The 24,605-nt window shown below is 44.8% G+C and carries 17 protein-coding genes; 10 read left to right on the top strand and 7 right to left on the bottom strand.

What is annotated here, in order from left to right; all coding sequences use genetic code 11:
• Positions 1-28: 28 nt before the first annotated feature.
• On the bottom strand, positions 29-667 hold the full coding sequence (locus F8C82_RS10325; protein WP_151693508.1) for a 4'-phosphopantetheinyl transferase family protein: 639 nt from the start codon (positions 665-667) through the stop codon (positions 29-31).
• Positions 668-738: 71 nt separating this feature from the next.
• Here F8C82_RS10325 and ahcY point away from each other — a divergent pair, with 71 nt between their 5' ends.
• Positions 739-2,055 carry an adenosylhomocysteinase gene (gene ahcY / locus F8C82_RS10320; RefSeq protein WP_151693507.1) on the top strand — a complete coding sequence of 439 codons (1,317 nt, stop codon included), beginning with the start codon at positions 739-741 and terminating at the stop codon, positions 2,053-2,055.
• 76 nt (positions 2,056-2,131) lie between these two features.
• Here ahcY and F8C82_RS10315 read toward each other — a convergent pair whose 3' ends face one another.
• Positions 2,132-2,557 (bottom strand): hypothetical protein, encoded by a 426-nt coding sequence (locus F8C82_RS10315; RefSeq protein ID WP_170266225.1) that lies wholly within the window; start codon positions 2,555-2,557, stop codon positions 2,132-2,134.
• 215 nt (positions 2,558-2,772) lie between these two features.
• On the opposite strand from F8C82_RS10315, the gene F8C82_RS10310 reads away from it, so the two are divergent.
• The 5 genes from F8C82_RS10310 (at position 2,773) to F8C82_RS10290 (ending at position 12,505) form a co-directional block, all read left to right on the top strand.
• On the top strand, positions 2,773-6,384 hold the full coding sequence (locus F8C82_RS10310) for a TonB-dependent receptor domain-containing protein (protein ID WP_151693505.1): 3,612 nt from the start codon (positions 2,773-2,775) through the stop codon (positions 6,382-6,384).
• Positions 6,385-6,411: 27 nt separating this feature from the next.
• Positions 6,412-10,446: a T9SS type A sorting domain-containing protein gene (locus F8C82_RS10305; protein WP_151693504.1), complete on the top strand. Its 4,035-nt coding sequence runs from the start codon at positions 6,412-6,414 to the stop codon at positions 10,444-10,446.
• A 28-nt stretch (positions 10,447-10,474) separates the two neighbouring features.
• The gene (locus F8C82_RS10300) at positions 10,475-11,518 is read left to right on the top strand and encodes a PorV/PorQ family protein (protein ID WP_151693503.1); all 1,044 of its coding nucleotides are present in this window, start codon (positions 10,475-10,477) and stop codon (positions 11,516-11,518) included.
• A gap of 108 nt (positions 11,519-11,626) precedes the next feature.
• Positions 11,627-12,100: a transcription elongation factor GreA gene (gene greA, locus F8C82_RS10295; protein WP_151693502.1), complete on the top strand. Its 474-nt coding sequence runs from the start codon at positions 11,627-11,629 to the stop codon at positions 12,098-12,100.
• Between the two features lie 9 nt (positions 12,101-12,109).
• Entirely contained in the window at positions 12,110-12,505 is a 396-nt protein-coding gene (locus F8C82_RS10290; RefSeq protein WP_151693501.1) for an HIT family protein, read from the top strand.
• Positions 12,506-12,507: 2 nt separating this feature from the next.
• Here F8C82_RS10290 and ruvC read toward each other — a convergent pair whose 3' ends face one another.
• The gene (gene ruvC / locus F8C82_RS10285; protein WP_151693500.1) at positions 12,508-13,059 is read right to left on the bottom strand and encodes a crossover junction endodeoxyribonuclease RuvC; all 552 of its coding nucleotides are present in this window, start codon (positions 13,057-13,059) and stop codon (positions 12,508-12,510) included.
• Positions 13,060-13,094: 35 nt separating this feature from the next.
• On the opposite strand from ruvC, the gene F8C82_RS10280 reads away from it, so the two are divergent.
• Entirely contained in the window at positions 13,095-14,201 is a 1,107-nt protein-coding gene (locus F8C82_RS10280) for a glycosyltransferase (protein ID WP_151693499.1), read from the top strand.
• A 195-nt stretch (positions 14,202-14,396) separates the two neighbouring features.
• Here the strand turns inward: F8C82_RS10280 and F8C82_RS10275 are convergent, their stop codons facing one another.
• From F8C82_RS10275 to F8C82_RS10265, 3 genes are read right to left on the bottom strand one after another with little or no spacing between them, the layout of a single operon-like run.
• Positions 14,397-15,785 (bottom strand): mechanosensitive ion channel family protein, encoded by a 1,389-nt coding sequence (locus F8C82_RS10275; RefSeq protein WP_151693498.1) that lies wholly within the window; start codon positions 15,783-15,785, stop codon positions 14,397-14,399.
• Between the two features lie 15 nt (positions 15,786-15,800).
• Positions 15,801-16,655 carry a DUF4249 domain-containing protein gene (locus F8C82_RS10270; protein WP_151693497.1) on the bottom strand — a complete coding sequence of 285 codons (855 nt, stop codon included), beginning with the start codon at positions 16,653-16,655 and terminating at the stop codon, positions 15,801-15,803.
• Between the two features lie 3 nt (positions 16,656-16,658).
• Positions 16,659-19,007, bottom strand: coding sequence for a TonB-dependent receptor (locus F8C82_RS10265; protein WP_151693496.1), 2,349 nt, complete (start codon positions 19,005-19,007; stop codon positions 16,659-16,661).
• Positions 19,008-19,232: 225 nt separating this feature from the next.
• On the opposite strand from F8C82_RS10265, the gene F8C82_RS10260 reads away from it, so the two are divergent.
• From F8C82_RS10260 to aat, 3 genes are read left to right on the top strand one after another with little or no spacing between them, the layout of a single operon-like run.
• Complete coding sequence (locus tag F8C82_RS10260) at positions 19,233-21,314, top strand: carboxy terminal-processing peptidase (RefSeq protein WP_170266224.1); 2,082 nt, start codon at positions 19,233-19,235, stop codon at positions 21,312-21,314.
• Positions 21,311-22,360 (top strand): ABC transporter permease, encoded by a 1,050-nt coding sequence (locus tag F8C82_RS10255; protein WP_151693494.1) that lies wholly within the window; start codon positions 21,311-21,313, stop codon positions 22,358-22,360. Before F8C82_RS10260 ends, F8C82_RS10255 begins: the two co-directional genes overlap by 4 nt.
• The gene (gene aat, locus F8C82_RS10250; RefSeq protein WP_151693493.1) at positions 22,357-23,049 is read left to right on the top strand and encodes a leucyl/phenylalanyl-tRNA--protein transferase; all 693 of its coding nucleotides are present in this window, start codon (positions 22,357-22,359) and stop codon (positions 23,047-23,049) included. The genes F8C82_RS10255 and aat overlap by 4 nt, the downstream gene beginning before the upstream one ends.
• Here aat and F8C82_RS10245 read toward each other — a convergent pair.
• Complete coding sequence (locus F8C82_RS10245) at positions 23,046-24,419, bottom strand: short-chain fatty acid transporter (RefSeq protein ID WP_151693492.1); 1,374 nt, start codon at positions 24,417-24,419, stop codon at positions 23,046-23,048. The two genes, aat and F8C82_RS10245, sit on opposite strands and share 4 nt — an antisense overlap.
• Between the last annotated feature and the right edge of the window lie 186 nt (positions 24,420-24,605).

Raw genomic sequence — 24,605 nt, 5'->3', positions numbered from 1 at the left:
TGGTTTTTGCAAACCTACAAAATCGAGTTTAAAGCGCTATTTCACTTACGGCGTAAACTACGTATTGATTTTCGTGAAAGAAGTATCCGATTTTACAGGGTGTGTTTTCAGTTTCTGTTACAATTTTAGCTTTGAAGGTTCCCGACTTAGTACTCGGAATAGGGTCTAAAAATAAGTGCTTCTTAAATTCTATTCCACCCATTCGGTGTAATTTGAATAACGCTTCTTTGGCTCCCCACATTATCTGAAGTTTAAATTGCTCATTACCACGAGCGATATCATCTAATTCGGCTGCGTTTAAAAATTTCCTTGCCAGGGATTTAAGTTTGGGTCGCTCTGGTTCAACGTCAATTCCTACCCGCCGCGTTGGGTGATGAATGGCCGCTCCAAATTGGGGACTGTGTGCAAGGGAAATGAACCCTTTTCCATCTAAGATCGGACATCGTCCTTCGTAGTGAAGCATATAATTGGGCACCAAAATTCGCAAAGCGGTTCGGGCTGCAATGAATTCTCTTCGCTTCATCGCGTGGTGAATCTTCTCATCTAAACGCGCGATATCATTCGGATGAAGCCATTCTGCGTCTTTTTCATCAACCCAATCAATGCTAACCAGATTGATAGATACGTCGCTTTCAGGGTGATATAAGTAATGTTCGGGGGACTCCACTGTGAACCTGACTGTGTTTTCGTTGTTAGAATTGTATCTTTGTCAGCCGTAAATCATGCAAATTAGATAGAATGAGCGAGACGATCACGAACTACGTTCCATATAAGGTAAAAGATATTTCTTTAGCAGACTGGGGTCGCAAAGAAATCGAATTGGCCGAGGCAGAAATGCCAGGTTTGATGTCCATTCGTAAAGAATACGGACCGAGTAAGCCATTGAAAGGCGCTAGAATTGCAGGTTGTTTGCACATGACCATTCAAACCGCTGTTTTGATTGAAACATTGGTTGAATTGGGTGCAGATGTAACTTGGTCTTCCTGCAACATCTTCTCAACTCAAGATCATGCTGCTGCCGCAATTGCAGCCGCTGGAATTCCAGTTTATGCTTGGAAGGGCATGACCGATGAGGAATTTGATTGGTGTATTGAGCAGACTCTTTTCTTCGGAGAAGATCGTCAGCCACTCAATATGATTTTGGATGATGGTGGTGACCTGACCAACATGGTCTTGGATCGCTATCCACACTTGGTAGATGGTATTGGTGGTATTTCTGAAGAGACCACTACTGGTGTGCACCGTTTGTACGAGCGTATGGCCAAAGGAACTCTTCCAATGCCAGCGATCAATGTTAACGACTCCGTAACCAAGTCGAAGTTCGACAACAAGTACGGTTGTAAAGAAAGTGCTGTTGATGCAATTCGCCGTGCTACAGATGTAATGATTGCAGGTAAAGTTGCGGTTGTTGCTGGATATGGTGATGTGGGTAAAGGTACAGCGGCTTCGCTACGAGGTGCGGGTGCACGTGTAATCGTAACCGAAATTGATCCAATCTGTGCTTTGCAGGCTGCAATGGACGGCTACGAAGTGAAGCGTATGGAGAATGCTATTCCTCGTGCGAACATTATTGTTACAGCTACAGGAAACAAAGACATCATCCGTGGAGAGCACTTCAAATTGATGAATGATAAGGCCATTGTATGTAATATTGGCCACTTCGACAATGAGATTGACGTTGCTTGGTTGAAAGCCAATTACGGCAGTACACATGTTGAAATCAAACCACAAGTTGACAAGTATACTATTGATGGTAAAGACATTCTTCTACTTGCTGAAGGTCGCTTGGTGAACTTGGGTTGTGCTACAGGGCACCCTAGCTTTGTGATGTCGAATTCATTCACCAACCAAGTGTTGGCACAGATTGAATTGTACACCAAGGCCGATCAATATAAGAATGAGGTGTATACTTTGCCGAAGCATTTGGATGAGAAAGTAGCAGCTTTCCATTTGGATGCAATTGGTGTAGAGTTGGAGACACTTTCAAAAGAGCAAGCGGATTACATCGGAGTTACCGTTGAAGGTCCGTACAAGCCAGAATACTACAGATACTAAGCTGTGTTTTTGTCTCATAGAAAAGGGCGTCCAAAATTGGACGCCCTTTTTTTATACCACTATATATAGGGAAGTCTTAATTATTCGTGATGTGGAGTTTATCGCCCTGCCAATTTACGTGATAGGTGAGGAGAGGGTATTCTGCGGATCCTTTCACCAAAGAACCGTCGAACATCAAGAATTGAGTGTCGTCACATCCACAACCCAGGTAGATATCTTCTTCAACTTTTAGAAGTCCACAATCTCTGGAATAATGATCGGGGCAAGCGCGATCATAGACAACCCAGTCGTTGGAATCTCCGTTCATATACCTTCTGTAAATAACCAATCCGCGGTAGCCGCCTGTATGGTAAATGGACCCACCAATAAAATTGATGGCTTGAGAAGAAGGGTTATTGAGGTAAACATACTCGCTCACAAATACATTTGGTATTTGTTGAGGCAAGTCTTTCCCGCATCCGAGAAAAAAAAGTGGGGTCAGAAAAAAAAGTTTCTTCAGCATTTTACAAAGGTACAAAGTAGCTCTGTTAACATTTTGTTCACACAGAGCCAACCTGTTAGCGCATCGTTGCGTTTATTATTTTGAGTTCCCTAGACTGCCAAAAGGCCAAATCTCAACAGTTTGAACCTATTAGCGTTTGGTGTGACAGGTGAATTTCTTGTTATATTTACCCCTTTCTAATTGACTAGGGTACGTTGATTTAACTACTTGGCTATATGATGAAACGAATACTCACGCTACTTCTTGTGGTGTTATCAGCCGGAATTTGGGCACAGTCCAATGTTGGCCGACTCACCGGACAAGTGAAAAACAAAGAGACTGGAGAACCGTTGTTCCAGGTTCAAATTAAAGTCATGAACGGTGAAACAGTTGTTTACGCTGGATTGACTGATTTTGACGGTAAATACAACTTTGCACCGATTGATCCTGGCACCTATGACATTGTTGTTGTTGAAGGTCTGGAGAATGGAGGCATGAGACTCACTGGGCAAGTTATTAAACCTAGTGGTGCAACGGTGTTGAATATATCAGCACCACCTGCTTCAGCTCAGGAATTAGGTGAAGTTGTAATTAAGGCTGAACGAGAGCTAATTGACAAGGGTAATCCTACAGTAATAGAGACCTTTGAGTCTGAACAAGTGACTTCGCTTGCTACACGTGACATTGGAAGTGTTGCAGCATTGGCACCGGGTGTGACTCAGAATGAGGATGGCTCTTTTAATGCTCGTGGTACTCGTTCCGAAGGTAACCAAGTCTTTATCGACGGTGTAAAGGTTCGTGGTTCAGCGAATATTCCGCAACAAGCGATTCAATCTGTTGAGATTATCACTGGGGGATTAGGTGCGCAGTACGGTGACGCCTTAGGTGCCGTAACCAACCTTACTACAAAAGGAAACTTCACCGAATACTTTGGTACGGTAGAGCTTCTTTCTTCTTATATGTTGGATAATCAGAACTACAATCTCTTAGGTCTTACTGCTGGTGGTCCATTAGTTAAGAATGAAGGTAAGACTATTGCTAGTTTCTTGTTGTCAGGTGAGTTCGAATACCAAGAGGAGCCACGCCCATATATTATCTCACCTGTGCGCGTAAGTGAAAGCAAGCTTGCTCAGATTGAAGCTACTCCACTTCGACCATCAACTGTAGGTCAAGGGGTGCTGAATGAGGGTAACTTCCTTCGCGCTTCAGATTTTACTGAAATCGATAATCGATTGAATGTAGATCAAACAACTGTGCGTGCTACAGGTAGTATTAATTTTGCACTTAGCAAAACCATGAACCTAACTGTGGGTGGTCGTCTGACTTACTTCCGCGGAAAGAATGGTTCATTTGCGAGTTCATTGATGAACTGGAGTTCAAACTCAGAGTCAATCAACAGTGATTACTCCGGTTTCGTTCGCTTCCGTCAGTCTTTCCCTGGGACGGATTCTTCCCTTGTAAGTAATGTGTTCTACAGCATTCAAGTAGATTACACCCGTAACAATCGTAAGACATGGGATGCGGTTCATCAGGACAACTTCTTCCGTTACGGACACATTGGTAACTTTACTACTTATCAGCAACGTTTCTATACGTACACAGAGGATGAAACTACAGGTATCACTGCTTGGGTTCAGCAATTGTTCCAAGATACAGCTGTATTGTTTGATCCAAGTGAGTACAATGAGATTCGTGCCAACTACACTTCTTCATACTACGATTTCGTAGAAGATGGAAGCATCACCAACAACACATTCAACTTGACTAACATTCGTCAAGGTGGTGGTTTGATTAACGGTGATAACCCTGAAAGTATTTACGGTTTGTTCCAAGCAGTAGGTACGCAGCAAGCAGGCTACGGTACCACTCGCAACTCACAGTTCCGTGTAACTGCACAAACTACGTTCGATATCAAAGGCCATTCACTTATTGCTGGTTTGGAATTTGAGCAACGCATCGACCGTAACTACAATTTGAATGCAAACGGTCTTTGGACTCAAATGCGTCTCCTTCAAAACCAAGCGATTCTTCAGTTGGATTTGGATAACCCAATTCTTGTGTACGATGAGAATGGTGTGTTCCAAGATACGATCATGTACAACCGTGCATACGATGCGAATGTACCTCGTACATTTGATCGCAATGTGCGTGAGAAGTTAGGTTTGAATCCGAACGGAACTGATTTCGTGGATATTGATTCTTACGATCCTGATTTCTTTAGCCTCGACATGTTCAGTGCGTCAGAATTGGTGAACGTAGGGGGTACACAATATGTAGGATACTACGGTTACGATTACTTGGGTAACATCCAAACCGGAAACCCAACATTGAATGACTTCTTTACTGCAACCGACGACAACGGAAACTTGACTCGTCCGGTAGCTGCTTTCCAACCGCTTTATATCGCTGGTTACATTCAAGATCAATTTAAATACAACGATATCTACTTTAACGTAGGTGTTCGTGTAGATCGCTATGATGCGAACCAGTCTGTCTTGAAGGATCCGTATTCACTTTACCCAGCTTACTCTGCTGGCGATGTTCGCACCATGGCTTTGGGTAGCGAGATCCCAGGTTCGGTTGGTGATGATTACGTGGTTTACGTAAACGACGTAGATAACCCAACTGCGATTACCGGTTATCGTAATGGTGATCAGTGGTACGATGCTCAAGGTGACCAGATTTCTAACCCTAAGGATATTGCAGATATCTCTGGTGGTATTGCTCAACCTTATGTATATGGTCCAACTGATGATAACGGTGACTTCGTATTGAGTACAGATGGTTTTGAGGATTACACTCCACAAGTAACCTTCTCTCCACGTATCTCTTTCCAGTTCCCTATCAATGAGGACGCCGCCTTCTTTGCACACTATGATGTTTTGGTTCAGCGCCCTACTCCAGGTTTGGGTCGTTTCAATCCATTCGATTACTTGTTGCTCGATAACTTGACTAGCTCAACTATCGGTAACCCGAACTTGAAGCCTCAAAGAACTACCGACTATGAGATCGGTTTCGAACAGAAGGTAAGTGATGACTCTAAGATTCGCCTATCTGCATTCTACAAAGAGCAAAGAGATTTGATTCAGATTGTTAGTGTGAACGAAGCTTACCCAATCACATACTTGACTTACGGTAACCGTGACTTCTCTACTACAAAAGGTTTCATCATCGGTTACGAATTACGCCGAGTTAAGAATGTACGTGTGACCGCAAACTACACGCTTCTTTTCGCAGATGGTTCAGGTTCTGGTCCGAACACGGGTGCTAACCTAGCACGTTCAGGTCAACCTAACTTGCGTTACATCCTTCCATTGGACTTCGATACTCGTCATCAGGTGACATTGAATGTCGATTACCGTTATGGATTTGGAGATCGTTATGATGGTCCGAAGATGTGGGACAAGAACATTTTAGAAGGATTTGGTGTCAACTTGTTGACAAGTGCTAACTCTGGTAACCCATACACTGCGCGTGTTCGTGCATTCGAATTGACCACTGCTGGATCGAATGTACCATTGACCGGTCAGATCAACGGTTCACGTATGCCTTGGACGTTCAACATGAACTTGACAGTGAATAAGGTGTTTAGAATGACAAATACTCAATCCTTTGAAGTGTATGTATCTGTCCTCAACCTTCTCAACACTAGAAACGTTACCAACGTATACGCCTACACCGGTGCTGCAGATGATGACGGTTGGTTGTCGTCCCCTCAGGGTCAAACTTCAATCGCATTCCGTGCTGACGCACAATCTTACGCAGATTTGTATAACATCAGAGTTAACTCACCTTTCAACTACGCACTTCCACGTCGTATTCGTCTAGGTGTTCGTTACAACTTCTAATTGGTAAAAATTAAAAGCGATAGAATCATGATTAAAGGTCTTCGCATCTTACCGTGGCTTTTCAGCGTCTTTGCAGTAGTTTCTGCAAGTGGACGTGAAATCCCTGGCCTTCCACTTAGCACGAATAAGTCGGCCAATTCAAATAAAACAGTTGCTGAACTCTGTCAACCTGCACAGGCTCAGTCCGACCTTAACATTAATAATGTTCGTACGACCATCCTAGGTGGTGGTGATATGTGGTGGGATTTGAACCAAGCACGTTATGAGGTTCCGAAGGGAAGTAACCTTCACTCTATGTTTGCCGGTGCGCTTTGGCTCGGTGGTGTGGATGAAGGTAACCAGCTTAAACTTGCAGCAATGACTTACCGTCAAAAAGGTAATGACTACTGGCCTGGCCCGTTGTCAACCGACGGTTTGGCTACTGTAACCAAAGAAGTTTGTGATAAGTATGACCGTCACTGGATTATTTATCGCGAACAAGTAGACATCCACAAAGCGTGGTTGGATTGTCAGTCTGATCCAGACTGTGATGCAGCAGCTGAGTTCCCTGGATACGAAGGAAACATTCCTGATATCATCATGAACTGGCCAGCTCACGGTGTGGAGAACGAACTTCCATACCGTTTGGCTCCATTCATCGACCGCGATGGCGATGATACGTACGACCCAATGGTGGATTACCCAGCATACGATCTAGATCGTTCATACGACTGTCAGTTGAAAGAGGTGGATCTCCTTTATGGTGACCAAACGATCTGGTGGGTATATAATGACCGTGGTAACGTTCACACCGAGACTCAAGCTGGAGCTCTTGGTTTCGAAATCCGCGCTCAAGCTTTCGCGTTCACTACGAACGACGAAATCAACAACATGACTTTCAACAACTACCGTATTATCAACAAGTCGACTTTCCGATTGACTGATACATACTTCACCACTTGGTTTGACCCAGATTTGGGTAAGCCAGATGATGACTTGATTGGTTGTGATATTCCTCGTGGTTTGGGTTACTGTTACAATGCAGACCTTGAAGATGAAGGTCCGTTGGGTTACGGTTTCTACCCACCTGCGGTAGGTTTTGACTTCTTCCAAGGCCCATTTGCTGACTACTATGATGGTCGTGATAATGACCGCGATGGTTGTGTGGATGGTGTGCGTGACGAAAATGGTAACTGTGTGGCAGAAGATGAGACAGTGGGACGCAACGAGCGTATCATCATGTCTGGCTTCATGTATTTTAACAACACCGCTAACCCAGCTTCTGGTAACCCGAATTCAGCTGCTGAATTCTATAACTACATGCGTAGCCGTTGGAAGAACGGTAACCCGTTGGTGGTTGAGAATCCATCTGGTCAAGGTAACACGGCAAACGGTGATGGTTACACTGCTGATGGTTCTGGTTTGGCAACTTTGTTTGCTTACCCGGGTAACACATTTGATACTACAGGTGTAACGGCTCCTACTTCAGACCAGAACTGGTTTGAGTCTCCTTCTAACAAGGAAGATAAGCGTGGTCTTCACAACGCTGGTCCTTTCTCTTTGGCTCCAGGCGCATTGAACTTTATCACTACAGGTGTGGTTTGGGAGAGAAACTTCCAAACTCAAGACCTCTTTGCTTCCGTTGAGGAAGTGATCATTGCTGATGATAAAGCACAGCAATTGTTCGACAACTGTTTCCAAGTATTGAATGGTCCTGATGCTCCAGATGTTGAGATCATCGAACTCGATCAAGAGTTGATCATTACTCTTTCTTATAGCAACGCTTCTAACAACCAGAATTTGGATTACTCTGAAAAGGATCCATTGATTCCTGTTCCAGGTGGTAAAACAGAGGCGGAAGTAATTGCTAATAGTCCGAACTACTTTAATTACGTATTTGAAGGTTTCCAAATCTTCCAATTCGCGAACAAGGAAGTTTCTATTGCCGACCGTTACGATCCATCACAGTCTCGTTTGATTGCTCAAACTGACGTTCGTAACTCGGTTGAGCAGTTGGTTAACTGGGAGTTGGATCCAAACATCAACCAGTTGATTCCAAAAGACATGACTCTTGTGACTAACAACGAGGGTATTCAAATGTCATTTAGCATCAAAGAGGATGTATTTGCTACTTCAACTCGTACACTTGTAAACCATAGAGAGTATTACTTCACTGTAATTGCTTACGCTTATAACGAATACGAGCCATTCGATCCAGCAGCAAGTCCTGACGGTCAGCGCAAGCCTTTCTTGCCAGGTCGTAACAATATCCAGACTTACACAGGTATTCCTCACAAGACTGAATCTGAAGAAGGTGGTCTTGACCTAAACGGAGACTACGGTGATGGTATTGAGATCACTCGTATTGAAGGTATGGGTAACTCTGGTAATGATTTGGCCTTCCAAACTGAAACAGAAGAAGAGATCGTTAATGATTACAATGCTGAACGTGCACTTTACGTTCCAGGTCGTGGTCCAGTTGACGTGAAGATTGTTGACCCTAAGAATGTTCCTGCAGGAACTTCAACAATGATTTTCGACGGTGTAGATAACGATGCAAACTGGATGCTTATCACAGAAGGTGATACAGTATACTCACGTAGAAACATTGGATTCTTGAACGAACAGATTATTCCAGAATTGGGTATTTCTGTAACGGTTGAGAATGTTCGTCAGCCAGGAAACGATACAAACGGCGTATTCAACGGTGGTATTATTTCAACTTCACAAACCTTTAGTGATGCAACCGCACAATGGTTGACAGGGGTTGTTGATGATGACTCGTATACTCCGTTCAACTGGATCTTTGCAGGTACAAACACTACCGCAACAGAAGCACCAGCTGAATTGTACCCTGACTTCAATGGTGACCCTAAGCAGTACTTCGAGAAGATGGTTGACGGTACTTGGGCTCCTTTCTACTATGTGAGTTTCCTAGGTCGTGGTACGGCAAGTGGATATTCTATCTTCGGTATGGGGCCATCGGATTCTATTGTAGGTAATATTGGTGCTCGTCTTAAGCCGGCGAACCTCCACAGTGTGGATATCGTTTACACCAATGACAAGAGCAAGTGGACTCGTGTTCCTGTTCTAGAGATGGGTGAAGATCCTGCATTGACTCAAGGTAATGCCAACAAGTTTGACCTTCGTGAAGCTAACGGTTGGATCCTTCAAGGTGATCAACTTGTTCGTGACAATTCTGCGGCTGGTCGTGGATGGTCTTACTTCCCAGGTTACGCAATTGACCTTGAAACGGGTCAGCGTTTGAATATGGCCTTTGGTGAGAACAGCTTCATGGTTGCAGAGCGCGGTAACGATATGCTTTGGAACCCAACTTCAACTGTGGCAGTGAGTCCTGGTGATAACATTACAGGTGGTTACCGCTTCGGTGGTCAACATTACCTCTATGTTTTCGCTCCAGAAGCAATTGAAGGTATTACACCAGTAGACAACTCGTATAAGGGAGCTGATCAAACAGCCAACCCTATGTATAACAGATTTGAGAATATTAGCAGTGCAATTAACAAGCGCAGAATCTTTTCATCATGTCTTTATGCTAACATCCCTCTAACTACTGTGAAGTACACGGATGTTGACCCTTATACTGAAATGCCAAGTGAGGTTCGTACAAGCATTCGAGTGAATCGTCCTTATGGTACCTACCAACCTGCTGGAACCACTTCAGTGAATGGTGGAAATCCATTGTACGAATTCAGTACGACTGACTTCGCCACGAAGAGAAGACAGATGGCTACGGCTACAAGTGCTTTGGACAACATTCGTGTAGTACCAAACCCATACTATGCTAGAAGTGCATACGAAACTTCGCAGTTGGACAACCAAGTTAAGTTTACCAACCTTCCAGAAGTTTGTACAATTAGCATCTTTAGCACCAATGGTACATTGATTCGTCAGATCAATAAGAACAACGCATCTACATGGGTGAGTTGGGACTTGACAAATGACTACAACGTGCCAATTGCATCCGGTGTTTACATTATTCACGTAGACGCTGGTGATATTGGAGAAACTGTGCTGAAATGGTATGGTGCTCTTCGTCCGGTTGACTTGAACGCATTCTAATAGGGAACAACGCATTGACGCTTTGACTATGAGAAAATCTTTATATACTACTTTGATGGCTGCAACTGTGCTTAGCACAGCAGCCTTCGGAGGCAACCCTCAACGTGCCGGGTCAGCTGGTGCAAGTGAATTGCTTATCAACCCTTGGGCTGGTAGCGCAGGTTTGGCCAACTCAAACGTTGCGAGCGTAATGGGGTTGGAAGGATCCTTTATGAACATCGCAGGTTTGGCACATAACGAAGGAACAGAAGTAGGTTTTGCGAATACGCAATGGCTAGTTGGTTCTGGAATTTCTGTGAACGCTGCGGGTATCGCTCAGCAGGTAGGTGAGAACGGAAACCTAGCTCTTTCTATTCAGTCCTTTGATTATGGGGAGTGGGATATTACTACTGAAGACCAGCCGGAAGGTGGTGCAGGTACCATTTCTCCAACTTCAATTGTGATTGGATTGGGCTATGCTCAGCGATTTACCACCAATATCTACGGTGGTGTAAACATCAAGGTTTACAACTCTACGATCTCCAACTTGAGTGCTACGGGTATCGCTGTTGACGCAGGGGTTCAGTACATTACAGAAACGAAGAAGAACGAGAGAAACGTGCGCTTGGGTATTACATTGAAGAACGTTGGACCATCTTTCAGCTACGGTGGTGACGGACTTTCTATCAACCTTCCTGTTCCACAGGGTGGTTACTCACAAGCCTTTAACTCACGTTCTGCTGATTTCGAATTGCCAACTCAGTTAACATTGGGTGGTGCATACGACTGGAACATTGCTAAGAACATTCACCGTCTTACGATCAATGCGGCCTTCGTGGCAAACTCTTTCGAAAAGGATAACTACGTATTCGGTCTAGAGTATGGATTCAAGAAGTGGTTGGCAGTCCGCGCGGGTTACCGTGTGAACGACAATCGCGTAGACGGAAGAAATACGACGGCTCTTAGCGGTCCGAGTGCAGGCGTTATGTTTAACGCTCCAATGGGCAAAGCAAACTTTCGTTTTGACTACGCATACCGTGCTGCACAAAACTTTAGTGGTATCCACACTATCGGCGTAGCAGTAGCATTCTAAAAAGATTTCAGAGTCGTAAATTGCTAAAGTGGTTTGCGGATTCAACGAAATTGTATATTTGCAGGAAATGAGACCATATCGGTCTCATTTTCTTTTGATTATATACCTATGGCTCAGTTATCATATTATACCCCAGAAGGCCTTAAAAAGCTGAAGGAAGAACTCGATCACATGAAGAGTATTGAGCGACCTCGCATCTCTCAACAGATTGCTGAGGCTCGTGATAAGGGTGACTTATCTGAGAACGCTGAATACGATGCAGCTAAAGAAGCTCAAGGCCTGCTTGAAATGAAAATTGCCAAGCTAGAGACTGAACTTTCTAATGCGCGTATTATTGATGAATCGCAGTTGGATACTTCTAAAGTTCTCGTCTTGTCTAAAGTGAAAATCAAGAACCTTGCTAATGGCATGGAGATGAATTACACTTTGGTGAGTGAGAAAGAAGCAGATCTTAAACTTGGTAAGATTTCGGTAACTTCACCTATCGGCAAGGGACTCCTTGGTAAAAGCGTAGGAGACGTTGCTGAAATTGAAGTGCCAAATGGCAAGATTCAGTTTGAAGTGATTGAAATCTCTCGATAAATTCAGTGTATGGCTTCTATTTTCTCAAAGATCATCGCAGGTGAGATTCCGTGTTATAAAGTAGCAGAGACGGAAAGCGCCATAGCGTTTTTGGATGTGAGACCTTTAAAAAGAGGCCATACTTTGATTGTTCCCAAGAAGGAGGTTGATAAGCTATTCGACCTTCCTAAATCCGATTACGATGGCGTGATGGACTTGGCCTATCGAGTGGGCGCTGCAGTAGGAGATGCGATTCCTTGCGTACGCGTAGGTGTTGCGGTGTTGGGCTTGGAAGTTCCACACGCTCATGTTCATCTCATTCCCATTGACACTGAGAAGGACCTAAACTTTTCGAATGAAAGATTGTCTTTTGAAGAAGAAGAGTGGGTGAGTACAGCTCAGGCCATTAAAGCAGCGCTGAAGTAAGTCTATTTTAATCGATCGGGATTGTTCTTCAGGAATGCATCCCAACTTCCATAGCTCTTTTGGTTTCCTAGGATGGTGTTATTTTGGTAGTGGTGGCAGGTAGCAACAGCAAGTCCGTCCGTTGCGTCTAAGAGCTTGGGGATTTCTTTAAATCCATATATACTCTTTAGCATTCCCGCTACTTTTTCCTTACTCGCATTACCATCTCCCGTGATGGATTGCTTTACGCGCTTGGGAGAATATTCAACAACGGGAATCCCTCTTGACAACGCTGCGGCCATAACAACGCCTTGCGCCCTCCCAAGTTTCAACATCGATTGAATGTTCTTCCCAAAGAAAGGAGCTTCGAGCGCCATTTCATCTGGCATGTATTGTTCTACAATTTCGCTAGTGTTCTTGAAGATTTGTTCGAGTCTTAGATAGTGATCGTCTTTTGCTCGGAATTTCAAAACGTCAAATGCCAGTAGCTCTGCTTTCTTGCCAATTACTTTTATGACGCCATATCCCATCACTGTTGTTCCCGGGTCAATTCCCATGATGATCTTCTCCTGCATATCACAAACCTAGGCTTTTTTAGCTATTTTTCGCCGTGCTTTTACCATTCCTCCTCATCTTATATTTTGCCTTCGCCGCTTTCCTACTTGTTGGTTTCAAGAGGCGGAAAACCGTTGTGAATGGAACGGGAGAGGCGTTCACCGTTCTGATTCCATTTCGCAATGAAGGGGAAGTGATTGCCAAAACATCAAAAGCTATTATCGAGCGACTCATAAGTTCTCCATATGAGTTTGAAGTTATTTGGATCAATGACGGCTCCGAAGATCAGAGTGTAGACTTAGTAAGGGCAAATCTACCCAAGAATGATAATCGTTTTAGACTATCGAACACTTCGGGTGTGGGTAAGAAGGCAGCCATAGAAATAGGATACTGCACATCTTCTCATCCTGTAATTTTAACCATTGATGCAGATGTCATTCCTCAAGCTGGTTGGCCTAAAGGAATGATTAATCCATTTTCAGATAAGTCAACACAAATGGTTTGTGGAGATGTCTTTGTACTTCAAGATGGTGGTGTTCAGTCTTCCTTCGAGGGGATTGATACATTGAGCCTTGTGGGAAGCGCGCGTGGCCTCACCCAGAATGGATGGGCGGTGATGTGTAATGGCGCGAACTTGGCCTATCGGAAAATGGCATTTGAAAAGATCGGAGGGTTCGGACAACATGCACACATCTCCAGTGGTGATGATGTATTTACCTTGCAGCGCATGATGGCTCATTATCCCGATGGTGTACTGTTCGCGGATATCCAAGAGCTCTCGGGAGTTTATACTTATCCACAACAATCTTGGAAGGCTGTATTTCGTCAGAGAATCCGATGGGCGGGCAAAAGCTCCTCTTATACGTCTGCGAAAGCTAAGGCTGTAGCAGGTTTAATTGCCTTCCTCAGCCTATCTACCGTGGTCGGTTTGGTAGGGTCATTCTTCATTTCATCTATGTTGGTGCCCGTTCTCATATTGTGGTTGGGTAAGGCTATGGTTGATGTCGTTCTCCTGAAGCGATTTTCAAGGGCATACAAGTACGAACTGCCCTTTGGCGGGATGGTAGTCCAGAGTTTGGTTTATCCGTTTTATACAGCCGTTATAGTCGTCCTATCGTTTTTCGTAAAAGTGGAGTGGAAGGGAAGGAAGATTGCAGCTTGATCACTTCTTTTTGATTTGTGAGCTGTTTCCATCCTTAGCATTACGCTTATCATGTTAGAATATAATGTAGTGGGTAAAAATTAAACCCGCCTCCCCTTAGCATTAAGCTAGCGATTTCCATACCTCCATCAAAATAATAGCCGTTTACAAACGAAAACTATCATTTGCAAACGGCTATAAAAAGGTTGAATCAGATTATTGCTCTGAACTGGTCTCTGTGCTGGATGACGATTGTAGCGAATGACTCAAATCGTAACCGGACATTTCTTGGAACAAACGCAAGTCGAAGAATGCCGTGGCAGCATAGAGGTGGTCGAAGATGTCGCTTTGAATGCCTTCGTAGTTCTCCCACACGATATCGGCGCTAAAACAGTACACCTCCAACGGAATTCCCTTTGAGGTAGGTTGCAGCTGGCGAACCATTACCATAGCGCCGTCCTTCTTGGCAACTTTTGGATGTTTGTCCAAGTAAGCCTTGATGTACGCTCGGTAGATTCCAACATTGGTTTGGTGTCTTCCGTTGATGCTTGCCGCACCTTTGTCGAAACCGTGCTCGTCGTTGTATTTATCAATCTCTACTTGACGCGCTTCGATGTAGTCTTTAACAAGCGCTATTTTTCCATAGCGATTCAACATCTCATCATTACAAAGTGCGATACTGTTGATGTCGATGAGAATATTCCGCTTGATTCGACGCATGTTCACCTTCTTCATCCCTCGCCAATTGATAAAGGAATCCGAGACGAATGCTTTAGCAGGGATAGAGCTGATGGTGTTATCCCAGTTTCGAACTTTTACGGTGGTCAAATCAATACTCACCACATCACCATCTACTCCGTACTTGTCAAATGAAATCCAATCTCCCTTTTCAAGAAGGTCGTACATGGTGATTTGAAAGTTCGCCAGAAGACCATTGATGGTGTCTTGAAAGATCAAAATCAGAATGGCCGTGGTACCAGCCATTGCTCCCAAAACGGTCGTAATCTTTGTTCCGGTGAAAATTCCAAAGATGATGACCAATGCAATGAACACGTTCATTACCTGCATGACTTGGAGGACCGTTTTAACGGGCTTTCCGCGGAAAGTGTTGTTGTCTTCCGTATAGTTCTGCAGGGCCTTGAAAGCTTTGTTCAAGGCGATGGCAACAAGAATGGTGATGTAGGCCTTGAGTACAATTTGCGCAGGATTCAATGCAACCTCCACATCCCTAAAAAGAATCGGAAGTGCGTAGAGCGAAATGGTTGCCGGAATAATGTGGGCTAAATTTCTAAATACACGTTGCTCCAAAAAGTAGTCATCCCACTTGGCTTTCGTTCGCTTCACCAGTCGATGAGCTATCGTGAGCAGAATTTTTCGGGTGAGATAGTCGGCGATAAAGGCAATGACTAGCAATGTTGCTAAATCCAAGACCAATGTGAAAGCAGTAATCCAAAAGTCGGATAGTTCTTGCTTCACAAGCCAATCATGAGCCCAGTGCGAAAGGTTGAAAGACTCTAGTAGAGTTTCACTTTGCTCGGCAAGCTCGGTATTGCTCACGTCGGTTTGAAGACTATTCGCTGTGTCAGGAGGAACTGTTGGTAGCATGATGCAAAAGTAAGCTTATTGAACAATCACCGTTTCGGCGAAGTTCACTTTCGATGCATTAAAATAGCCCAAGGCGTAGTCGGTAGGATCTCCTTTTCTGTAGATGTTCCCAATGATCGCGGCAGGTGGAGGGTCAAATGTTCCACCTACTTGTGCGGTTTGCTGTCGAAGGATGTCTAAGAAGTCGAAGAATTGTGGTGTGATACTTCCCAATTCAATTTTATACGTTGTTCCAACCGGTTTGGGCCCATCTAGCGTAAAGGCCGGAAGTGGATCATTGTTGTAATTGAGACCATCAGCAAATTCGTCACTGAAGTATTGCAGATCGAATGGAGTGTTTAGAAGGGAGTCGTTTCTCCAAGCTCTGATTCGATAGTAATCGCCTTTGCCTTCTGCCTCGTGAAAATGCGCAGCTACATAATAACCTTCTGGCTGGAATAAAGACTTTTCACGGTACTCACTGTAGAATGAATCAATCGGTGGACATCTCTTTAGTTCCTCGTCTGAAGAAACCCAAGTACCGCTTTCGAATTGGGGATTGTTGGAACCAATTTGAACTTCGATAGAGTAGGTGCCGCCAACATATCCAACAGCACTTCCATAATAGAAACCAGAAGCAGTGTCTGATTCAATCAAGGAGTCGATGCGCACTCCATTTTCGAAGACGAAAACGGAAGCGTTTGATACACCTGGATTTGCTCCAGAGAAATATGGAGCACTGGTGAGTACCTGAACCTGTACCGGAACGGTGTCGGTAATTACACCGTTTACAATCAGTAGTGGTGCAGTGTCTGGGATGTCAAGTTCAATGATGTCTCGACATGAAGTGAGGCTGATCGCCACAAAGAAAATTGCAAGTAACTTTTTCATGGCTTAGAAGTTGAAATTGTACGTGATGAATGGGATAGGGGCAGCGAAGATGCTCAATTGCATCGCTTGAGGTTTGCCTGTGTCTAGATCTTGTTGAAAGAAGATGCTGTATGGATTCCTACGTCCATACACATTGTAGACGCCAAAGGTCAAGCTGTGTTCCCATTTTTCCGTTTTCTTCATTACATAGGTAGCACTGATGTCTAGTCGATGGTAGTCTGGAATACGCGCACCATTTCGATTGGTGTAAATGGGGTATGGAACACCTTGATAGTTGGCTAATCCATCTGGATAAGTCACAGGTCTCCCGGTTTGATAGGCGAAGTTCAAACCGATATCCCAGGTGTCAGACAAGCGGGCATTTGCCACTAAGGAGAAGTCGTGCGGTTTGTCGAAGTTGGCCTTGTACCAATCGCCGTTGTTGATGGTTGTCTCGCGAATCTCACCAGCTACCTGTCTTTCTGAACGGGCAAGGGTATAACTAATCCACCCCGTTAGCCAGCCGGATTTCTTCTCAATCATCAACTCTAAACCGTAAGCTCTACCTACACCTGTAAGGAGCTCGGTTTCGATATTGTCCTGGAAGATGAGATCAGCCCCATCTTTGTAGTCCACTAGGTTATCAAAGTATTTGTAGTAAGCTTCTACACTCACCTTAATGGAGTTGTCGAACAAGTTTTTGAAATATCCGATGGCAATTTGGTCGGCCGTAGCAGGTTGGATGTACTTGCCCGAAGGACGCCAAACATCTACTGGAGTAGGACTTGTTGTATTGCTGATGAGATGAATGTACTGACGAGTACGGTTGTAACTCAATTTGAGAGACTGCGTTTCATCAATGGTGTAGTTTAAGGCCAAACGCGGTTCAAACCCATCCAAACCATAGTAGGAAGCAATGATGCCGTTCTTAGGATAGAAGGTGGTGTCTACAATAGCGGAGTTTTCTCTGGTGGGAGCGTTTGGATCATAATTCACAATTTCCCGTGGACCATAGTTGGTGATGCCCGAATAACGCAAGCCTGCTAGAAGTGTCCATTGGTCGGTGATGTTCCATTCGTCTGAAATGTACACCGCACTTTCAATCGCGAACTCCCTTTGCATACTTGTGTTGATGAACCCCGTAATCTCACCTGGACTAAATACGTAGTTGGTTACGTTGTAGCCGAAGTCAACCTTGTGATGGTTAGAAGCATACCAAGTGAAGTTTCCATTTTGGATGTAGTTCTGAATACGGGAATCTAAATTGAAGTTGTTCACTTGATCTTCAGGAGTTCCGATGTTATAGGTGTAATCCGAATAGACTCCCGTTAAGTTCATGAACAACTTGTCGTTGATCAGATAGTTCCATCGAAGTGTGGTGGTTACGTTACCCCAGCCAAAAGAGAAAAGGTCGTTGAATCCCAAGACATCTCGCCCAAAGTAAGCAGATGCAAAGAGGCGACTTCGGTCGCTGAAGCGGTAGTTCAACTTTGCGTTTAAATCGTAGAAGTAGAGCGTGGTTCCGTCCAGATCATCATCATTAAAAAGAGGTAGGAAGATGTCCATGTACGATCTTCTGCCCGCCACCATAAACGACATTTTGTCTTCAATGATGGGCCCTTCCAATGTGAGTCGGCTGGATAGAAGGCCAATACCTCCATTACCCGCAAACTCTTTGGAGTTACCCTCTTTCTGTCGAACGTCTAGAACCGATGAAAGTCGACCGCCATACATGGAAGGAATTCCACCTTTAAAGAGCTTGACATCTTTTACTGCATCCGCATTGAATACACTGAAGAATCCAAACAGGTGTGAACTGTTGAAGACTGGAGCTTCATCCAAAAGGATCAGGTTTTGATCCACGTTACCTCCTCGTACATTGAACCCGCTGGCTCCTTCGCCTACGGTGGTTACGCCGGGAAGTAGGGTAAGGGAACGAACAATGTCGGTTTCACCCAACAATTGAGGTATTTTCTGAATTTCCTTGGTTGAGAGGGTCGTAACCGACATCTCTACACTTTTGATGTTCTCATTGGCTCTTTCGCCGGTAACAACTACTTCTCCAATTTCTTCAGTGGCTGGACGCATTTGGAAGTTTAGTTTCACATTGCTGGAAACATTGACGGTGAGCGTATCGGTTTTATAGCCGAGAATAGAAACTGAAATGCGATGTCGGCCGGCGTCCACATTCATGGAGTAGAATCCATAAGGGTTGGTGGCTGCAACGCCGTTGCCGTCAAGGTCTTTCACATAGGCTCCAATGAGACTTTCGCCAGTTGTGGCGTCCTCTACAGTCCCACTGATCGAGTAGGCTTGTGAAAAGAGGAATAGGGGACTCAATGTCAATACTGACATGAGAAGTAGATGCTTCATTTACCAGAAGTTAGGTTGGTGGTTTCTATCTAGCGTTCAGCAGCAAAAGGGGGTGTAAAAGTAATAAGAGCATTTAACATTTCATTATTACAATTGCTTCAACAAACGAATACATGAAGTCGTTGTTTTGTTTTAGCATGAATTTTTCTTCCACGGCTTGCTTTATAGAATATTCGGACTGATGGGAGATAGTTCTTACCTTCACGGCATATGAATTTGGAACAAATGAAAAAGAGCACCATTCGTTGGGGAGTATCAATAGTAGTTGGAGCAGGAGCTTTAGCTGTACTTGGTTTCCAACAATGGGGCAACGGCTACTCGAAAGATCAAGTGGTGATGCAAATTCTCAAAGAGGCATTGCAATCATCCCATTTTCAACCGGTAGATATAAATGACGATTTATCCGATCACGTATTTGTGAGCTTCCTAGATCAAGTGGATGTAGGTAAGCGTTTTCTAACCCAGGCAGATGTGAAAGCCTTGGGCAAGTTCAGAACACAACTCGACGATCAGTTCTTGGCGGGAGATGCTGCCTTCTTCGATATGGCGTATGCGACCATGCAGAAGCGCTTTGGCGAGGCGAAGGTGTACTACACTGAATTGTTGGCGCAGCCTTTTGATTTTGATGTGGAAGAATCCATCAACACCGACCTAGAAAAAGACGACTGGGCTGAGGATGAGAAGGAGCTAAAGGACCGTTGGAGAAAGCAATTGAAGTTGCGCGTTCTCAGTCGGATTTATGACGATATGGAAGCGGCTACCGATGAGGAGCCGTTTGATTTTGCCACTTCTGAAGCGAAAGCTCGTGAACGTGAACTCGAAGTTCATGAAGAGTGGTTTGAGAATTTAGAGGATATGGAGCGCGCTGAATGGTTTGGCGCTTACATGAACGCATTTACAACGCAGTTTGATCCGCACACGGAGTATTATCCTCCACGTCAGCAAGAGAATTTCGAGATTTCCATGACGGGTCAATTGGAGGGAATTGGCGCTCAACTTCGCGTTCGTGGTGATTATGTTACCGTAGAGAAAGTGGTTACAGGAAGCGCCTCTTGGCGTCAGGGTGATTTGGAAGAAGGCGACAAGATTACCCGTGTAGCACAAGAAGGAGAGGAACCTGTTGATGTCGTTGGTATGGGCATTAACAAGGTGGTAAGCATGATTCGCGGTCCAAAGGGAACCGTGGTGATTCTCACTGTGAAGAAGAAAGATGGGACGACCATGGAAATTGCCATTGAGCGCGATATCGTGGAACTCGAAGCAACGTTTGCACGCAGCGCTGTTTTAGGCGATGAGCACAAAGTTGGGTATATCCGACTTCCTAAGTTCTACGTGAATTTTTACGATAGTGAGAATAGAAACTGTGCGGAAGATGTTCGCCTTGAGATTGAGAAACTCAAGGAGCAAAATGTTGAAGGGATCATCTTCGACTTGCGTAATAACGGCGGAGGATCGCTTCAAGCGGCTATTGATATTGTAGGTCTCTTTATTGATAAAGGACCTGTGGTTCAAGTGAAAGAAAGACGTCGTGGTGCCCAGACTTATTCCGATAGAAACGGAGGTACTTCGTACGATGGTCCTCTAGTGGTGATGGTAAACGAAGGTTCGGCATCTGCCAGCGAGATTGTGGCTGCTGCCATTCAAGATTATCATCGCGGTGTAGTGGTTGGTTCTAGTCATACTCACGGTAAGGGAACGGTTCAGAATGTAATTGAAATCGACAATGTTGTGGGTTCTCAGTTCAACTCTGTAAAACCACTTGGGGCGTTGAAAATCACCACACAAAAATTCTACAGAATTAATGGACATACCACGCAGTTGCAAGGTGTTGAGCCGGATATCATTCTGCCTTTCTCTTGGCAAGATATCGATTGGGGCGAGAAGGAATATCCAACCGCTTTGAGCGTGGATGAGATTTCTGGCGCGTACTACGACATCTGGCCAGGTTACGAACCTGAGAAGTTGAAGAATGCAGTTCTAAACAGTGTAGCTCGAGTAGATACCAGTACGAAGTTTGCCCGAATCACTGCCTATGCAACCTGGTTGGCCGCGCAACAAGAAGATACAGAAGTGAACCTTCAGTATGATGCATACGTGGCTGAAACCAAAGCACGTGAAGAGAGTGCTAAGCAATGGGACAAACTCACTCGATTGAATGATAGTATGTCGGTTTCTGCTTTGCCTAGTCAGATTGAACTTTTCGAATCAGATTCAAGCAAAGCCGAAGATTACAGCCGCTGGTTTAAGGGGTTAAGTCGTGATTTGTATTTGCGAGAAGCAGTGCATGTGATGGAAGACGTACGATGAAATCATCCGCCTTTTGGAAGATTCTTAAAAATCCCCTTGGGGCTGTATCCATTGGATTAATCGTTTTGTTTGTGGTGATTTCCATTCTTGGGTACATCATCACACCCGACTCATCCCCTAGTTCAAATACGATGAACTTGGCGATGGCGAATGCTCCCATGGGAACGGAGGTTCTCATGCTGTATTCTCAGTCCGAGTCTTGCAGTGAGTCATCGGCCCTGGAAATGTGGTTCTTTGGTGACGCATGTCCCACTCGTATTACGCCTGTTGCGGAAGTTAGTTCGGATGGAGGGATGTATCGCGAGTATTTGGGGCCGGGCGAAGAGCAAGGAGAATGGACAGAGATTGTCGAAGGACAGTACATTCAGGAATACACCTACCTGCTAGGAGCCGATAAGTATGGTAGAGATTTGTTGAGTCGTCTCATTTTAGGCGGACGAGTTTCTATCGCGGTCGGATTTATCAGTGTTTTCATTTCTCTATTGATTGGAGTGCCTTTGGGTGCAGCCGCTGGTTATTTTGGAGGCTGGGTAGATAAGAGTGTCATGTGGCTTGTCAACGTGGTATGGTCTATTCCTACTCTCTTAATGGTCATTGCGCTCACTTTTGTTCTGGGAAAGGGGTTTTGGCAAGTGTTTGTGGCCGTTGGACTCACGATGTGGGTAGAGGTTGCCCGTGTGGTCCGAGGGCAAGTGATGGGCCTACGCAAAATGGAGTTTGTGGAAGCGGCCAAAGTCTTGGGCTTTTCATCTTCGCGAATTATCTGGAAACACATTTTACCCAATGCTTGGGCACCGGTTATTGTGATTAGCGCAGCCAATTTTGCCTCAGCGATATTGATGGAAAGCGGATTGAGCTTTTTGGGAATTGGCGCTCAACCTCCCATCCCAAGTTGGGGTGGAATTATCCGAGATCATTACGCATATATCATTACTGGAGAAGCACATCTCTCCGTATTACCTGGACTCTGCATTATGTTGCTCGTATTGAGTTTTATGGTACTGGGGAATACGTTGCGAGATGCCTTGGATGTTCGATCTGCATGAATTGGGTGATCCTACAAAATGAAGCACAACCTCTTCCTCTCGCCAGTCAGGCAGATGCCGAAGGATTGGTGGCTATTGGAGGGAAGCTGACTTCCGTTCGTTTGAAAGAAGCGTATAGCAAGGGCATTTACCCGTGGTATGATGAAGAAAGTCCTATCCTTTGGTGGAGTCCAGATCCTAGAATGGTGCTCTTTCCGGAAGAGTTGCACATCCCCAAAAGTATGCGGCCTCTACTCCATAAAAAGGCATTTAGAATTACGCTAAATGCTGCATTTGAAGACGTGATACGCAAGTGTGCTGAAACGGCTCGGCCCGACCAAGATGGAACTTGGATTCTAGATGAGATCATTTCGGCATATGTGCAATGGCACCGTGAAGGCTTTGTGCACAGTTTCGAAGCTTGGTTAGACGAAGAGCTGGTAGGGGGATTCTATGGGGTGAATATCGGTAAAGTGTTTTACGGGGAATCGATGTTTGCTTCTGTGCCTAATGCTTCAAAATATGCTTTCATCAGAGGGGTGCAGTGGATGCAAGAGCAGGGAGTTGAGCTCATAGATTGCCAAATGGAAACAGATCACCTGAAGAGATTTGGCGCTGTTTCCATTGATCGAGAAGTTTTCATTCAGCAGGTGGATCGCCTCGTCTCATCCCAGAATGCAATACCCTCTGAAATTCGTGATCTTCCTTAAAAGAGCAGTAGTGCGGAGGTGTAAACTATGAATCCTATCACCATTAAAATAAGGGTGTAAGGGAGGATTTCTCTCGCTTTCAACTTGGTGATGCCCAAGAGAGGCAACGCCCAAAACGGTTGGAGCATATTGGTAAGCTGATCCCCATAACTCAAGGCCATAATGCTTTTTCCCAGTGATACATTCAAGGCTTGAGAGGCCTCGATTAGAATAGGACCTTGGATTGCCCATTGCCCGCCTCCGCTGGGAACGAATACGTTGATGATCCCGGCCGATAGTAAAGTGGTGATGGGAAAGCTCGTTTCATTACTGTGAGCGATGAGTTCGTTGGTGATGCTGAGAATCAACCCGGAGTCTCTCACCAAGGCCATAATTCCAAAGTAAAGGGGGAATTGAATTAATATTCCCGCCGCTCCAGAAATGGCTTCTTCAAATGCGTTCATGGCTTTGGACAGTGTTCCGTGGGCAATGAAAATGGCTCCCAGCAGTATGAAGTTGATAAAATTCGGGGTGATGAAGGAAAGTCCGCAGTGGCAAGTAAGTGCACTATATACCGACCATCCTATAATTAGAGCTCCCCAGAAATAAGCCATACCCTTTTTCTGATCGAGTTTTTCGGCACCAATGGCAGGTCCGGCTTCTTCGCTTATTTGAACATTTTTAGTGAAAGCCTTTGGGATGGAGGTAGGAACATACTTGCTGAGTAACCAGAGTGTGAGGGCAACTGTAAGTAAGATGGCTAACGTTGCATAGGCGTTCATTGAACTGAAGATGGTGTCAGATAGAGAGACGTGATCTGGAACATTTGCCGCGTTGGGCGCCATTTCAGTAATGTGACCTGTCTCGTTTGCTTTGAGTGGTGCGGAACCTGAAATTCCTCCGTGCCATATCATTAACCCTGAATAACCCGCCGCACCGATGAGCGGATAGGAGATGGGGATGTTATTCCTGTGAGCCATTTCGGCTACTTTGCGAGCGAAGATCGCCCCGAAGATGAGCCCCAATCCCCAATTAAAAAATGCAACTAACATGGTGAGAACTCCTACAGTAACCGCCGCTTGATTGCCAGACTTTATTCTACCACACAATTTGTCGATGAACCTTGATATAGGTGGACTCAAAGCAAGTGCATGACCCAATACAAGGATGAGCATCATTTGAACGGTGAAAGCCAGCAAGGAGCTTTGCCACATTCCGGTTTGCCAAATGCCAAGTAAGTTAACCGCGTAAGCTGCATAAGAGGTGTCAGCCGGACACGTGCTAAAGAGCGCAACGCCAAATGCGATGAAGGTAAGAATCAACGCTATCGCAAGAGGACTCGGTAGTGTTTTTCGAAACACGGTTTCAAAACGTTCGGCAAAAGTCGGCATGCGTTCAATTTTTGCCTAAGGTAAGGAGGTGACAACAAAAAGGGAAACCACGTTATGTGTTGAGTCGATTCGTGTTTTTGGGGTCTATAATCCGAGGTTGATGATATAAAGGTTTGATTTTCGGTAGATTAGTTTATCTTTATAAAGTGTATAAAGTACACTTACTATCATTTTAACCAATCATAA

The organism is Phaeocystidibacter marisrubri (genome assembly GCF_008933165.1).
In the GTDB taxonomy this organism is placed as follows: Bacteria; Bacteroidota; Bacteroidia; order Flavobacteriales; family Schleiferiaceae; genus Phaeocystidibacter; species Phaeocystidibacter marisrubri.
This window is presented reverse-complemented; position numbering and strand designations above follow the sequence as displayed.